16 protein-coding genes are annotated in these 15022 nt (G+C 40.0%); 4 read left to right on the top strand and 12 right to left on the bottom strand.

The genetic code is table 11. From position 1 onward, the window contains the following. The first annotated feature begins 128 nt into the window (after window positions 1–128). Entirely contained in the window at window positions 129–776 is a 648-nt protein-coding gene (locus tag LZ480_RS17235; RefSeq protein ID WP_241370775.1) for a hypothetical protein, read from the top strand. Window positions 777–817: 41 nt separating this feature from the next. Here LZ480_RS17235 and LZ480_RS17230 read toward each other — a convergent pair whose 3' ends face one another. Then, window positions 818–1498 (bottom strand): KinB-signaling pathway activation protein, encoded by a 681-nt coding sequence (locus LZ480_RS17230; RefSeq protein WP_241370774.1) that lies wholly within the window; start codon window positions 1496–1498, stop codon window positions 818–820. Window positions 1499–1666: 168 nt separating this feature from the next. Here LZ480_RS17230 and gerD point away from each other — a divergent pair, with 168 nt between their 5' ends. Next, window positions 1667–2260, top strand: coding sequence for a spore germination lipoprotein GerD (gerD, locus tag LZ480_RS17225; protein WP_241370773.1), 594 nt, complete (start codon window positions 1667–1669; stop codon window positions 2258–2260). A gap of 20 nt (window positions 2261–2280) precedes the next feature. Here the strand turns inward: gerD and LZ480_RS17220 are convergent, their stop codons facing one another. The 5 genes from LZ480_RS17220 to LZ480_RS17200 all read right to left on the bottom strand — a co-directional run bounded on the left by LZ480_RS17220 (window position 2281) and on the right by LZ480_RS17200 (window position 8228). Further along, window positions 2281–3336, bottom strand: coding sequence for a P-loop NTPase (locus tag LZ480_RS17220; RefSeq protein WP_241370772.1), 1056 nt, complete (start codon window positions 3334–3336; stop codon window positions 2281–2283). Window positions 3337–3410: 74 nt separating this feature from the next. Beyond that, entirely contained in the window at window positions 3411–4124 is a 714-nt protein-coding gene (locus LZ480_RS17215; RefSeq protein WP_241370771.1) for an N-acetylmuramoyl-L-alanine amidase, read from the bottom strand. Window positions 4125–4183: 59 nt separating this feature from the next. Further along, complete coding sequence (locus tag LZ480_RS17210; protein WP_241370786.1) at window positions 4184–5956, bottom strand: ABC transporter ATP-binding protein; 1773 nt, start codon at window positions 5954–5956, stop codon at window positions 4184–4186. 25 nt (window positions 5957–5981) lie between these two features. Continuing rightward, window positions 5982–7721, bottom strand: coding sequence for an ABC transporter ATP-binding protein (locus LZ480_RS17205; protein WP_241370770.1), 1740 nt, complete (start codon window positions 7719–7721; stop codon window positions 5982–5984). Window positions 7722–7955: 234 nt separating this feature from the next. Continuing rightward, window positions 7956–8228, bottom strand: a complete 273-nt coding sequence (locus LZ480_RS17200; protein ID WP_241370769.1) for a 2-keto-3-deoxygluconate kinase — start codon at window positions 8226–8228, stop codon at window positions 7956–7958. Between the two features lie 212 nt (window positions 8229–8440). On the opposite strand from LZ480_RS17200, the gene LZ480_RS17195 reads away from it, so the two are divergent. Then, window positions 8441–9265: a methyl-accepting chemotaxis protein gene (locus LZ480_RS17195; RefSeq protein WP_241370768.1), complete on the top strand. Its 825-nt coding sequence runs from the start codon at window positions 8441–8443 to the stop codon at window positions 9263–9265. Window positions 9266–9372: 107 nt separating this feature from the next. After that, window positions 9373–10407 carry a C45 family autoproteolytic acyltransferase/hydolase gene (locus LZ480_RS17190; RefSeq protein ID WP_241370767.1) on the top strand — a complete coding sequence of 345 codons (1035 nt, stop codon included), beginning with the start codon at window positions 9373–9375 and terminating at the stop codon, window positions 10405–10407. Between the two features lie 181 nt (window positions 10408–10588). Here the strand turns inward: LZ480_RS17190 and rpsI are convergent, their stop codons facing one another. The 6 genes from rpsI to LZ480_RS17160 form a co-directional block, all read right to left on the bottom strand. After that, a complete protein-coding gene (rpsI, locus tag LZ480_RS17185) occupies window positions 10589–10981 on the bottom strand; it encodes a 30S ribosomal protein S9 (protein WP_241370766.1) in 393 nt (130 codons plus the stop codon). Between the two features lie 29 nt (window positions 10982–11010). Continuing rightward, a complete protein-coding gene (gene rplM, locus LZ480_RS17180; RefSeq protein ID WP_241370765.1) occupies window positions 11011–11448 on the bottom strand; it encodes a 50S ribosomal protein L13 in 438 nt (145 codons plus the stop codon). Between the two features lie 236 nt (window positions 11449–11684). Then, on the bottom strand, window positions 11685–12428 hold the full coding sequence (gene truA, locus LZ480_RS17175) for a tRNA pseudouridine(38-40) synthase TruA (protein WP_241370764.1): 744 nt from the start codon (window positions 12426–12428) through the stop codon (window positions 11685–11687). Between the two features lie 7 nt (window positions 12429–12435). Then, the gene (locus LZ480_RS17170) at window positions 12436–13233 is read right to left on the bottom strand and encodes an energy-coupling factor transporter transmembrane component T family protein (RefSeq protein WP_241370763.1); all 798 of its coding nucleotides are present in this window, start codon (window positions 13231–13233) and stop codon (window positions 12436–12438) included. Beyond that, window positions 13230–14102: an energy-coupling factor ABC transporter ATP-binding protein gene (locus LZ480_RS17165; protein ID WP_241370762.1), complete on the bottom strand. Its 873-nt coding sequence runs from the start codon at window positions 14100–14102 to the stop codon at window positions 13230–13232. The genes LZ480_RS17170 and LZ480_RS17165 overlap by 4 nt, the downstream gene beginning before the upstream one ends. Further along, window positions 14078–14926 carry an energy-coupling factor ABC transporter ATP-binding protein gene (locus tag LZ480_RS17160; protein WP_241370761.1) on the bottom strand — a complete coding sequence of 283 codons (849 nt, stop codon included), beginning with the start codon at window positions 14924–14926 and terminating at the stop codon, window positions 14078–14080. Before LZ480_RS17160 ends, LZ480_RS17165 begins: the two co-directional genes overlap by 25 nt. Window positions 14927–15022 lie beyond the last annotated feature (96 nt).

Raw genomic sequence — 15022 nt, 5'->3', positions numbered from 1 at the left:
ATTTCGTTTGTCGCGTCATCTCTTGGCGACTCACTTATAGTAACATCGCATTGTTATAATCGTCAACACTTTTTCATAAGTTTTTTATAGAAATACGTTTCTAACACATAGAAAGAGGGTATTCCAACATGTTTAAAGTATTGGTATCACTAGCTTTATGTATGATTATTGTTTTCTTTTATTTCGATGAAAAAAATAGTATTTTACCTGTTTTTCAGTTAACAGAAGCACCAACAGTTATTACTAAAGGTCAATATGGAGCTAGCTTAATTGTTGAAGTAAGTTATTCTCACGAAGGATTTGAGGAATGGGTTGCTTCGTTATCAAAACCATATCCACTCTTTTTAGTAGATACAGATTGGATACTACGTAGTCCGGAAGCGGTAAAACTACTAATAGAACGAAATATCCCTTTAGGTTTGCTAGGTTCTACACAAAGTCAATATGAAGAAAATGATTCACTATTAGATAGTCAACTTACAATTTTCCAAAAAAACTTTCAGCAATTGCCTCTTTGGTTTGCTACACGAGATTATACGATAGGTGAACCAATGCAACAAAATTTACATGAACGCGGTATCAATTTAGTTGCCCCTACTTATTCCTTTGTTACTCCAAACACTACTATAGTAGATGGCGATTTTATTAGCATCCCTTTACACCGTGAACAAGAGGTTTCTTTCCAGGAAATACAACAATATCTAAAAACCCACCCATTTGTATCAATAGAACAAAATTTATTTGGTTATGATATTGCAACTAAACGCTTACCATAAAAAAGGAATGTCCTAGAATTACTTCTCGGACATTCCTTTTCTTATACTTTGGCCACGTTTGTTGTTTCTTTTCTTACTTTGCGGCGTTCTTCTAGTTTTTTTCGATCTGCTTCTGACTGCGAATTGTATTTTGGCAACATCAAAATTTGGAATGCATTAACCGCTACTAATGGGAATAATAATAGCGCTACATATACATCAATATTATCTTGGCGTCCCACTAATGCAATAATCCACTCTAATGATGTAACAACAATCATAAAGAACATTGTTGAAATGAATACATGTGGTTTTTGAGTCATCTTTACTTTTTTGATGGCTGTCAGTATTGCTGCTCCCACCAAAACAACAAGAAGAGTACCATAGATAATCCAGTCAACAGCTGTTTCTGCACCAGGAGCGAAACGGAATACAATAATATCTACTAATACTACGAGAATTAACACTACTTGTACCCAATTCCACAAAGTTAATGATCTAAAAATATTTACCCCAACTTGGTGTAATGTCAAATATGCGAAGAAACCAGCCTGTGCCATCACACTCATCGTAAATCCTAAAATAATATTCCAAATGACTGCCGCCAAAAATTCGGTAATCTCACCGTTCGTTAAATATGGTTGGTAAAAGTCCCAACGAATTATTAACGAGGCAACTGCATTAACTAAACCACCAATTAACAACGCCCAAAAAGCGAATTTAACCCAGTTTCGTATCGTCACGAACATACCTCCATTTTTTTAATACACTTGTATATTTTAACAACACCATAATAAAAAAGCGACCTTGCTTAAAGCTTATTACATAATTTTTATAAAATTGTGAACAATAAATGAAAGCACTTCAGGTCATTTTGCTTTGTTATTACAATGTGGAAAGGATGGATTTTGATGCGACATTTTTTCATTTTGCTGATACTTGCACTTTCACTCGCCGGCTGTAGTGATGCTAAATCAACAACACTTTCCTATGAAGAAGTGAAGAAAATTATGGTCGATGCCATACAAACGGAGGAAGGTAAAAAGGCCATTCGTCAGTTGTTCGAAGATAAAAGCTTTCGTGAGCTCCTCATTTTAAATACTGAAGAAATCAAAAAAGCCACTGAGGAAACATTACTCTCAAAAGAAGCAGCCGATTTTTGGAAGACAACCTTTGATGATCCAAAATTTCAAGAAACTTTTGCTAAAAGTATGCAAAAGCAACAAGAGGATTTAATGAAAAAATTATTAAATGATGCCTCCTACCAAGAAGACTTAACCTCCTTTTTTGGTCAACCCGATATGCAAAAACAGCTCGAGACAATTTTAAAGGGTGCTGTTATGCGGAAAGAACTTGAAAAAGTAGTTATGGAAACGATTGAAAACCCACTCTTACAATCGAAATGGCAGGAGCTTGTAAAGAAAAGCAGCGGCGCGCAAGAAGACAACTCAAAGAAAAAAGAAGGGGAGTCTAGTGCAAAAAAAGAAGAGGCGTCTTCGCAATGAAGAGCCTCTTTATAAAAGCTTTATTTCGCTAATGAATCTACAATGCCTTGAGCAATTTGTAAATAAATTTTTCCTATTGGGTGTTCCGCTGCATATATTGAAGGTGCAAAATCTTCCTCTGTCCAATCAGGCTGACCAAGTGGAATTTGTCCAAGTAATTTAGTACGTAATTCGTCAGCAAGCTTCGGACCGCCGCCTTGACCGAATACGAACTCTTTTTCACCAGCTTTATTTTCATACCAAGCCATGTTTTCGATAACACCTAAAATATCATGGTTTGTTTGTAATGCCATTGCCCCTGCACGTGCTGCTACGAATGCAGCTGTTGGGTGCGGCGTTGTTACGACAATCTCTTTTGAAGCCGGTAGCATTTGGTGAATATCAAGCGCTACGTCACCTGTACCTGGTGGTAAGTCTAATAGTAAGTAGTCTAAATCGCCCCAATCAACATCGCGGAAGAATTGATCTAACACTTTACCTAGCATTGGTCCGCGCCATACAATTGGTGCGTTGTTTTCTACGAAGAAGCCCATAGAAATGACTTTTACGCCTAAACGCTCTACTGGGTAAATACGGTCGTCTTTTACAACTGGCATTTCTGTAATACCCATCATATCAGGTACAGAGAAACCGTAAATATCCGCATCGATTAAGCCCACTTTTTTGCCTAAACGTGATAAAGCAACTGCCATGTTAACCGATACTGTTGATTTTCCTACGCCACCTTTACCCGAAGCAATCGAAATAAATTGCACGTTTGATAATGGTGATAAAATATCTTGTGCTTCCGCTTCTGTTGCTTGTCCGCGGAATTCTTGTAATACTTCTTGAGGTAACTCTTCAAAACGAATCCCCACAGAAGCCGCGCCATTCTCTTTTAGCACCTCAACAATTTTCATTTGAAGTTGCATTTGCTCAGGCGTATTTGTTTTTGCAATCGCAATACGAACGCTTACGTGCTCTTTTTCTGCTTTAATTGAAACGTTTGTTACACCTTTTGTTTCTGCTAATAATTTATGTAAAAACGGATCTTGTAATTCGCCTAATAGGTCTCGGACTTGTTGCTCGTTTAACACATCAAACACTCCCCTAGAATGAAATTTCTATAGTTAGTATATCATAATCGCTTCGTATTGTTATTACATGTTGCCTAGTCGAATGATGCATGCACGTAATTTTCGATGCCGCGTGCAATTGCAAATGCCATTTTGTCTTGGTAATTTTCACTAGCAAGTAAGTTACGTTCCTCTTCATTACTTAAAAAGCCTGTCTCCACTAATACAGCGGGTACTTCAGCCTTCTTCAGTAAATACACTTCCTTAATCGACAATGCCTCGCGTGTCGTGTTTTCCAATGTTTCACGAATTGTTTGCTGAATCGCCTTTGCTAAATCCTCGCTACTCGCATGACCAGATTTATGATAAAACACCTGTGCACCGCGCCACTTACTATTTGGGATAGCGTTGGCATGAATCGTAATAAATAAATCCGGCTCATGCTGCTTTACTAACGCCTCTCGTAAGAAAATATCTTGTTTTTTACGTTCACGATTCGTTGGGAAATCTTCATTTGGTGCATGTTCATTTAATACGTCTCCATCTGTCGTGCGCGTTAAAATCACTTCGGCACCCAAACGTGTCAGCTGCCGAGCTACCTTATTTGTTATTGCTAACGTAATTTCCTTTTCCACTACATCACCATTCGACGCACCACCATCTAAGCCACCGTGCCCTGCATCGAGCATAATTTTCATACCACCTAATGGCTCAGGCAAAAAAAATCGTTTATCCGATGCGCTCGTTTCATAAACAACGACCATCATCGAACAAAACATTACAAATATCAGTGCAAGCCAACGCCTCAAAAAAACACCGCCCTTTTTGCCTACTATACGCTAGAGGGTGGTCGTTTATTCAAATTGATTTAGTTTGCCATTAGTTGCTGCTGCAGTGATGCATAAAATCCACGTGCCTGCATTAATGAGTCATGATTGCCTTGTTCAAAAATTTCCCCATCTTGAATCACTAAAATTTGATCGGCATTTTCAATTGTCTTCAAGCGGTGTGCAATGACGAAACTTGTGCGTCCTTGCATTAAATTATTCAAGCCTTTTTGAATATGCACCTCTGTCATCGTATCTACACTCGAAGTCGCTTCATCTAAAATTAAAATATCTGGGTCTTCTAAAATCGCTCGTGCAATTGCGATTAACTGACGCTGCCCTTGACTTAAATTCAACCCACCACTCGTCAGAACGGTATCATACTGCTCTGGTAAATATTTTATGAAATTGTGTGCATAGGCAATTTTCGCCGCCTCTTTTACCTCAGCATCCGTTGCACTAAGCTTCCCAAATCGAATATTTTCACGCACAGTCCCTGAAAATAAATACGTATCTTGCAGTACAACGCCCACATGGTCGCGCACATTGTTCATTTTATAATTTGCAATCGGCTCGCCATCTAATAATATTCGTCCACCTGTTGCATCGTAAAAGCGTGTTAGTAGCTGAATAATAGTTGTTTTCCCAGAACCTGTTGGGCCGACAATGGCAATTGTTTCCCCTGCTTTTGCTGTAAAATCAATACCTTTTAGTACTAGCTTGTCCAGCTCATAGCCAAACTGGACTTGCTCGAACGTGACATCACCTTTTAATGTCACCTTTTCTTTCGCATTCGGGATATCTGCCACTTCCCGAGCCTCGTCTAAAACTTCAAACACACGCTCCGAACCAGCAATTGCTGACTGAAAAGTATTCAGTAAGTTCGATAATTGGTTAATCGGACGGAAAAATTGACGTGTATACGTTACAAATGATGCAATAATACCAATCGACAGACCGCTCGTTACCGCCATTACTGCCCCCGTACCAATGACTAGGCTTAAGCCTAAATTATTCATAAAGTTATTGATTGGCCCCATAAAACCCGAAATAATATCAGCACGCATCGCAGAGCCGCGCAACTTTTCATTTGCTACTTTGAATTCAGCTAATGTTGCTTTTTCTTTACCGAACAACGTAATAATATCAGCATTTGAAATCGTTTCCTCAATATAGCCGTTCAAATTCCCTAAATCACGCTGACGCTCCTTATAATTCACACTACTACGCTTAATAATTTGCTTCGTCGCCCATACGATTAACGGAATGATCGTTAACGTTACAAGTGCCAGTCGCCAATCTAAATAAAACAGCGCAAATGCCGTCCCGACGATCGTTAAAAAGCTAGATACAATTTGAATCACACTTTGAGACAATGCTGCGTTTAGGTTTTCAATATCATTTGTCATACGGCTCATTAAATCGCCTTGCTGCTTTTGATCGAAAAACGCCAATGGCAATGCCTGATACTGTTCAAATAACTGCTGACGCAAACGACGAATTGTTTTTTGAGACACACGTATCATCACAAATTGCTGCGCCCATGTTAAAAACGACGATGCTGTATAAACACCAGCCAAAATAAGCGCCATTCGAATTGCACCTAATACGTTGAATTTCACGATGTAGTCGTCAATCGTTTTCCCAATCATATAAGGACCAATTAAGCTCAGTAGCGTACTAATAATTACGAATACAACAACGGTCATCAATTCAACGCGTTGAATACGCAAGTAACCCCAAATACGCAGTAATGTTTGCTTTTGATTTTTCGGCTTTACAATCGGCCCTGTTAAACGCCCCTGCCTAGCCATTGGTGACGGAGGTCCACCTTGTTGTCTATTCACCTACAGTCACCCCTTTTTCCGCCTGCGTTCTCGCCATTTCTTGATACAATGGGCTCGTTTTAAGTAGCTCCTCATGCGTACCCTGTGCAACGATTTGCCCGTCATCCATAACGAAGATCTGATCTGCATGACGAATCGATGAAATTTTTGACGACACAATAAATTTCGTGGCTGCCGCAAATTTGGAAGTAATGGCATTTTGAATCGTTTTCTCAGAAATGCTATCAACCGCGCTTGTGACATCGTCTAAAATTAATAGTTGCGGTTGGCGAATGAATGCACGTGCCATAGCAAGACGCTGCTTTTGACCTCCAGATAAATTCGTTGCCCCTTGCGTTAACACATGCTCGTTACGGGCTGGTAATGTATCAACGAATTCTTGCGCATTGGCCGCTGCTAGCGCTTCTAAAATATCTTGCTCGGTTGCTTCTGCTTTACCGTAAAGTAAATTTTCAGCAATTGTTTTTGAAAACAGTGTTGCCTTTTGCGGTGCATAACCAACAGCCGCGCGTAAATACTGTAAATCGTAGTCTTTAATATTCCTACCATCAATTTTGACGACGCCCCGATCGACATCAAATAGTCTTGGTAGCATTTTCACTAATGTTGACTTCCCACTACCCGTCATGCCGATAATGCCAACAGTCTCGCCCGCATTCACATGGAAGCTTATATTTTTTAATACCGCTTCGGTTTCTTTTACATATGAAAAATGCACGTTTTCAAAAGTCACACTACCATTGATAAGATGCTTGTCCACATTTTTTGGACTCGTTAACTCTGTTTGCTCCTCCAGTACTTTGACAATACGCTCCGCGCTTGGAATCGCGCGTGCTAATTGAATAAGGACGTTTGATGAGCTAGTTAAGCCATGCATAACCATCATTAAATAGTTGATAAACGCTAATATCACACCGACTTGCAGTGTATTATTATCAACCTTAATTGCACCCATCCATAGTGCAGCAACAATTCCTAAGTTGACGATAAACATTGTAAGCGGCCCTAATACCCCAATAATTTGGTCGGCCATCATGCTACGCTTCATCAACTGTGTATTCACATTTGCAAACTGCTCGATTTGGTGGTCTTTGCGATTATATGCCTTAATAACACGAATACCGGCTAAATTTTCTTGTACCTTCGTATTTACAAGATCGACTACCTTTTGTACTTTATAAAACAACTTTCCAGAAAGCGCTGTAAAGTAATACATGAAAAACGCTAAAATCGGCACCACTACAAGTAAAATCGGAAATAGCTCACGCGCCGTAATAAAAACAATAACAATCGCCCCGATAAACATCATCGGACCGCGCACGAAAATTTTCAGCAGCATCGTTAACGCACGCTGAAGCATTTCAATATCGCTCGTTAAATTCGTAACCAGTTTACCAAGAGTAAATTTGTCCTTACTTTTGTTTGAGAAATAGGTAATCGTTTCATATAAGTCATGACGCAAATCCGTCGAAAAATTGACTGCTGTTCGAGAGGCATAGATTGAGCATCCCACACCTCCAATCAGACCAATCAATGACGTAGCTAGCATCAGACCGAACATTTTTACGATATATGACGTATCACCTTTTGCGATGCCATCGTCAATAATATGCTTTAAAATGGTTGGTTGTAATAAATCCATCCCAACCTCGATAAGCATCATGACCGGTGCAATAATGGCAAAAAGAATATATGGCTTTACATACTTCGATAATTTCCTAACTGCCTGCATAAATTCCGTTCACTTCCTTAATATCAATTACGCCGGCGTAATTGCGTCCAGGTTTTTTTCAAGCTCGCTTGAAAAACTCCCCTAAAAAATCTGTGACATCCGCCGGGGCTTGGGCCAACACGATGTTGGTCACTTAGGCGTTGCCGCACGATGCGGCGTTCTTAGCCTAAGTTCACCTGTTCAGTCGGGGTTTGCTTATGGAACAAAAGATTTTGCTGAATCAAGTTAAAAACCTCAGTCTTCCTGTTGAGCATTTTCTAAAAATTCATTGAGTTGGAATAGCGCAACAAAATCATTCATAATCGCTTCTGTAGCCTTTAACTCCCCTGCAATAACAGGATGAATCGACTGCAATTCTGGTACTGCTAACTGTTTCTTTAATGTATCGCGCTTTGTTTCTAACTGACGATAAAATTCTAACGCACGCCCACGCCGAAATGTTTGTGCCCCTTTATAGCGTGGCGAGCATTCCCCTTCACCACGTCGTCCTCTTCCTTCTGGTTGCATAAATATTCACCTCACACTTCCAATCATTATTGAATACAATTGTATACGAACGTATTCAACTTTGCTAGTAATATTATTACCTATTAGCTAATATTAGAGAAATTTGACCTCCCCCATTTCCACTTATAATAATTTGGTATATAGTAGAGGGGATTCAGGGATTGAACGAATTATTTGATAATAAGGTTATTCAAATAGAAGGAGTGAATAGGATGAATCCGAAATTAAAAGTCATTGTTGATTCAATTGATTTTTATCAAGCTACATATCCCGAAGATGCCTGTATATTGATTTTTGATACGGAAAAAGTCATTGGCTACAAACAAGGGAAAAAGGTCGATTTAAAAATTACGCTTAGCGAAACCGTAGAACAGCACCGTAATACAACAAGTGTACGTGCGATGAGAAGTGGCAAAATTTTGCGCGAAGAACGCAGTGCTGAAGGTTTTGGCTTCCCTTACATCGCTTCATCAGTACCCGTCGTTGATAACGGAAAAGTTGTTGGAGTTGTAACAGGGGTTATTTCAAACTTCCGTGTCAGCAATATGCGCATCGTTGCAGAAGAACTTTCCGCCGCTGTACAAGAAATGTCGGCCACTACCGAACAGCTTGCACATGCTAGTTCTGATGTTTCAAATCGTATCGAAGAGCTGTCACAATACGCAGAGCTGATGAATGGGAATATCCAACAAATTAACTCCATTGTAAATGCTGTGAAGGATATCGCAATGCATTCGAAAATTTTAGGCTTAAACGCTTCCATCGAGGCCGCTCGCTCTGGCGAACATGGTAGGGGCTTTGCCGTTGTCGCCAATGAAATCCAAAAAATGGCACAAAATAGTACCGATAGCGCCAACAATATTGCTAAGCAGCTTGTGGATATTACAGATTCAATTGAACATATTAATGCCTATACAAAACAAATTTCATCGTTCACTGAAGAATACACAGCGAGTATGCACGAAATGAGTGAAGGCTACACAAGCATCAATAAAATTGGACAAAAGCTACTCAATCTTGGAGAAGTTAACCATTAATTTTTTGCCCTTTTATGAAAGCACTTTCTCAAACGAGAGTGCTTTTTTTGCGCCTTTATCTCAAAAAGGCTACGATACATATAATGACTTTTATTAAGGAGTTTCCAATGAAAAAAGTTACGAGTGATATCCTACAATTTAAAGGTTCACATTATAATTTTGGTGTTTATCAAGGTGAGCTATTAAAACAGTCGCCTCTTTTAAAAAATCGGGAATCGATGTACAAACGCTTCACACAAAAGTTCACCGTAGATGCACCACATATCAAACACTTATTGAATACATTTGCACCGCACATCACGGATGAAATTGAGGGGCTTGCCTATGCGCTAGCCTTCACCGAAAAACAAGCACTATTGCACTTCGCCGGCTACTATGCCAACATCAAGAGTGGCTGCTCGATTACTACTAACCCTCGCTACATGATTCGTAATTACGATAATGCACCAAGCTCTTACGATGGACGCTTTGTGTTCTTTGCCCCAACGGATTCAGGTTTTGCATCCATGGGACCAACAATGCAAGTCACCGGGCGAATGGACGGTTTAAACGAAAAAGGGTTAGCAATTGGCTATAATTTCGTCAATACCAAAAACAACGGTGACGGCTTTGTTTGTAATATGATCGGTCGCATACTACTTGAGCGTTGTGAATCAGTAGACAGTGCTATTGGGCTACTACACGACATTCCACACAAACATTCATTTAACTATGTATTACTCGATGCAACTGGGAACTCAAAAATCGTCGAGGCATCCCCCCGTCATATTGCCGTCCGTGAAAATATTGCCTGTACAAATCATTTTAATATTCTGCTAGAAGAAAACCGTTACCGAATGGAAGACTCACTTGCGCGTGAACAATTCATTTCAGATGCACAACAGAACGAGCTAACAACACAAGAAGCCTTTAAATTAATGAACGGGATTGAACGAGGTGTGTTTGCAACAAAATATGGGGCTTGGGACGGTACACTCCATACTGCTGGTTATCTACCAAGTGAGCGTAAGGCTATTTTTGCGCTTGGTGGTAATGCATTGCCGGTACTCTTTGATTTGGATGCATGGCTTCAGGGAAAGCAGTTAATGATTACGAAGTTAAAAGGTGTGCTTGATGCCAATGAAGGCTTTGCAAATACGTAGAAGAATTCAGCAAAACACAACTCGCGCGAAAATAACGCGAGTTGTGTTTTTCCATATGTAGATTATACTAAAAAATTTATACTTTCCTAACCCTTCTCCAACTTTTTAGAATCCAAAAGAAAAAAACCCTCTCCCGAATAAACGAGAAAGGGTTTTGAAAAACGCTGATATAATCGTATGATTAACGTTTTGAGAACTGAGGTGCACGACGAGCGCCGCGTAAACCTGGTTTTTTACGTTCTTTCATGCGAGAGTCACGAGTTAATAGACCTGCAGCTTTTAAAGCTGAACGGAAGTCTGGGTCAACTTGTAATAATGCACGAGCGATACCGTGACGGATTGCTCCAGCTTGACCTGTGAATCCACCACCGTTTACGTTAACGTGAACGTCATAAGAACCTTTAGTTTCAGTTGCTTCTAATGGTTGGTTGATGATTAAGTGTAAAGTTTCGTATGGTAGGTAATCTGCAACATCACGGTTGTTGATTACTACTTTACCTTCGCCTGGTACTAAACGTACGCGAGCAGTTGAGCTTTTACGGCGACCTGTGCCGATGTATTGTACTTGTGCCAAAGTTATTTCCTCCTATTGTAATTTATTTATTAACCACGTAGCTCGTAAGCTTCTGGTTTTTGTGCAGCATGTGGATGCTCAGAACCAGTGTAAACGTTTAATTTACCAAACATTTGACGACCTAAAGAGTTCTTTGGAAGCATACCTTTGATTGCTAATTCTAGCATTTGAGTTGGGTACTTTTCTTTCATTTCTCCAGCTGTACGTTGTTTTAAACCACCAGAGAATTGAGTGTGACGGTAGTAAATTTTCTTTTGTAATTTGTTACCTGTTAACTCAATTTTGTCCGCGTTGATGATGATTACGTGATCACCTGTGTCAACGTTTGGTGTAAAAGTTGGTTTATGTTTACCGCGTAAGATAGAAGCTACTTCAGAAGCTAAACGACCTAATGTTTGGCCTTCTGCGTCAACTACTAACCATTTACGTTCTACTTCTTGACCTTTAGCCATGAAAGTTGTGCGCATGTTTGTATCCTCCTAATCGATATAAAATTACCGTTATTTTTCATTATATACACTTATAAGTTTTCGGGGCTTATTTTGTGGTGGTAATGAAAATACCATACATCATCATATAATAACCACATTCATAAGTCAAGATATTTAATTGAACACCTGGAGATGTTGTTAACACCTTTTGTAGTGCCTTTTTCGATCATTTTTATATATAAAAACACTATTTCTCGAAAAAAATTTTTCATTTATTCATAAAAAACTTGTTCTAAATATAAGCCATGTGCAGGCGCTGTTTTACCAGCAATTGCACGGTCCATTGAAACAATTGCCTGTGCAACAGAATCTACATCACGACGCCCCGTACCTACTTCCCACAACGTGCCGGCAATAATGCGTACCATATTGTACAAGAAGCCTGTACCTGAGATTGTCATATGAAGTTCTTGGCCGTGCCAAGCAAGCTCTAACCCGTGCACCGTACGCACCTTATCAACGACACTCGTATTCGCCGCGCAAAAGCAGCTAAAATCATGTGTACCGATAATGGCACCAGCCGCACGTTGCATCGCTTCTACATTAGGCTCAATACCATTTGCCTCAATTGTGTAATGACGACGAAACGGGCTTTGTACAGCGCTACAGTCCCAAATATAACGATAGCGCTTGCCTGACACATCGTAGCGCGCGTGAAAATCATCCGCAACTTGTTCCACCGTTAATACACGAATATCACGCGGTAGCTGCACATTTAATGCCTTCTGATACTTTTCAACAGGAATCTGAAGTGGCGTATCAAAATGAATAACCTGGCCAGTCGCATGTACACGTGCATCGGTACGACCACTTGCTGTAATTTTCACGATATCGCCCTTATGCATCTTCGCTAATACTTTTTCGATTTCAAGCTGAACGGTACGCTCGCCCGGCTGCACTTGATAGCCAGCAAACAGCGTACCATCATAGCTAATCGTTGCTCTTAGTCTCATCATGATTCTCCTAGCTACGTAGCATAAATAGCACAACGGCAACTGCCACAAGTAGCGCTAAACTGATTGTGTCTTTCGCCATCCATTTTAGCTGACGATATTTCGTACGCCCCTCACCACCACGATAGCCACGTACTTCCATCGCTGTTGCTAAATCTTCTGCACGCTTAAACGCACTGACAAATAGTGGTACTAAAAGTGGCACAACCGCCTTTAAACGATCTTTTATTGGCCCAGCACTTAAATCCGAGCCACGTGCCATCTGTGCCTTCATAATTTTATCTGTTTCATCCATCAATGTAGGAATAAAGCGCAATGAAATCGACATCATTAACGCTAGCTCATGCACCGGCAGTTTGAAACGTTTAAACGGATTCAATAATGTCTCTAGCCCGTCTGTTATCGAAATAGGTGAAGTCGTTAACGTTAATATCGACGTCATAAATACGAGCATTAAGAAGCGCATCGAAATGAACACCCCTTGACGCAAGCCCTCTTCATAAATTTTCATAAAGCCTAAATCTAAAATAACCGCTCCCTCTTTTGTCATTAGTAAATGCAAAATCAGGGTGAACATCATTAAAAAGATGACTGGCTTGAGCCCGTTAATTAAAAAGTACAAACGGATTTTAGATAGCATTATAACAAAAAGCGTTAAGGCCAATAAAATCGCATATGTCATGACATTGTTTGCTAAAAACACGACAATAATAAACGCAAAGACAAATAACAATTTTGAACGTGGATCCAGCTTATGTACAAATGACTCCCCTGGAATGTAACGACCAAAAATCATTTTTTCCATCATGCCTCATCACGCCCCTTTCGAACAGTATGGCCAATTTCAAGTGCCAACTCTTCTTCCGTTAAGCATGTTTTAACAAGTTGCTTCCCTATCATTTTCTCTACTTGGCGCTGGAATTTTACTACACGTGGTGGCTCTAAATGATATTTTGCAAGTAACTGTTCATCTCCAAAAATATCCCGTGGCTCACCAATTAATACACAGCTACCTTCATGCATGATGGCCACTTGATCAGCATAACGTGCCGCGTCTTCCATACTGTGCGTTACGAGAATTGTCGTTAAACTCTTTTTTTGATGTAATTCATAAAATAAGCCCATAATCTCTTTTTGACCACGAGGATCAAGCCCAGCAGTTGGTTCGTCTAAAACGATGACTTCTGGCTCCATTGCAAGTACTCCTGCAATCGCCACACGACGCATTTGCCCTCCTGATAAATCAAACGGCGACTTTTCTAAAATGCTTTCTGGTAAGCCTACAAGCGTAATTAGACTTCGTGCCCGTTTTTCGGCCTCTTGTTGTGAAACACCGAAATTCATAGGTCCAAACATAATATCCTTTAAAACCGTTTCTTCAAATAATTGATGCTCAGGGAACTGAAAAACAATACCTACCTTTTGACGAATTGATTTTAAGTCTTTCGCTTTTTTTTCGGCCTCAATTATGCGGTCGCCAATTCTCACTGTACCTTCTGATGGCTTTAATAACCCATTAAAATGCTGCAATATCGTCGACTTACCAGAACCCGTGTGTCCAATAATGGCTTGATATGTACCACTTTTAATCGATAAGTTCACATCATGCAATGCATACTTTTCAAACGGTGTGCCCTTCGAGTAGGCATAGCTTACTTGTTGAAGTTGGATGTCCATAAATCATTCACCAGCTCTTCTTCTGTCATATGTTTCCCCACAAGCTGTATACCATGTGCTTGTAAGAGGTTTGTCATTTTCATCGCAAACGGTAGATCGAGCCCAAACTTCACAAGCGCTTCTCCTAATGCAAAAATTTCTGACGGTGTGCCTTGCGCATACTTTTTGCCTTCATTCATAAAAATAATGCGATCTGCTAACATTGCCTCTTCTAAATCATGCGTAATCGCTAATACAGTTAAGCCAATTTCTTCACGAAGCGCTTGAACGATCGTTAGTACTTCTTCACGCCCTTGTGGGTCCAACATCGAAGTCGCCTCATCTAAAATTAATATTTGAGGCTTCATCGCTAATGCCCCTGCAATCGCGACACGCTGCTTTTGACCACCTGATAAATGATGCGGCTCGTGGTTGATATAGCCTTCCATTTTTACTTGCTGTAGGGCTTCCTTTACACGCTGTACCATTTCTTCATGGGGTACGCCATTATTTTCTAATGAAAACGCGACATCATCTTGCACCGTAGCACCGACGAATTGGTTATCTGGATTTTGAAACACCATACCCATTTGTGCACGGATGTCCCAAATATTTTCTTCCGTTAACACATCACGCTTAATACGTATCTCGCCTTGCTGAGGGAATAACAAACCACTCATTAGCTTAGCTATCGTCGATTTACCTGAACCATTGTGTCCGACAATCGCAATCCATTCCCCTTTATTGATTGAAAACGTCACATCTTCCACAGCGTTACGTACTTTCACGTCATCCGGTGTATAAGAAAATGTCACATTGTTAAATGATAAAATCTCATCCGTCATCGTCTTGTGAAGCTCCTTCCCGTTTATCATCTATTCAATTTGAGGCTTCTATTGCCCAGGAAATAACAAATACTATCGACATATATAAAAATAAAG

This window comes from Solibacillus palustris (assembly GCF_022549215.1).
Lineage (GTDB): Bacteria > Bacillota > Bacilli > Bacillales_A > Planococcaceae > Solibacillus > Solibacillus daqui.
Note: the sequence above shows the minus strand (reverse complement) of the source record. Positions and strands in the feature narration are given on the sequence as shown.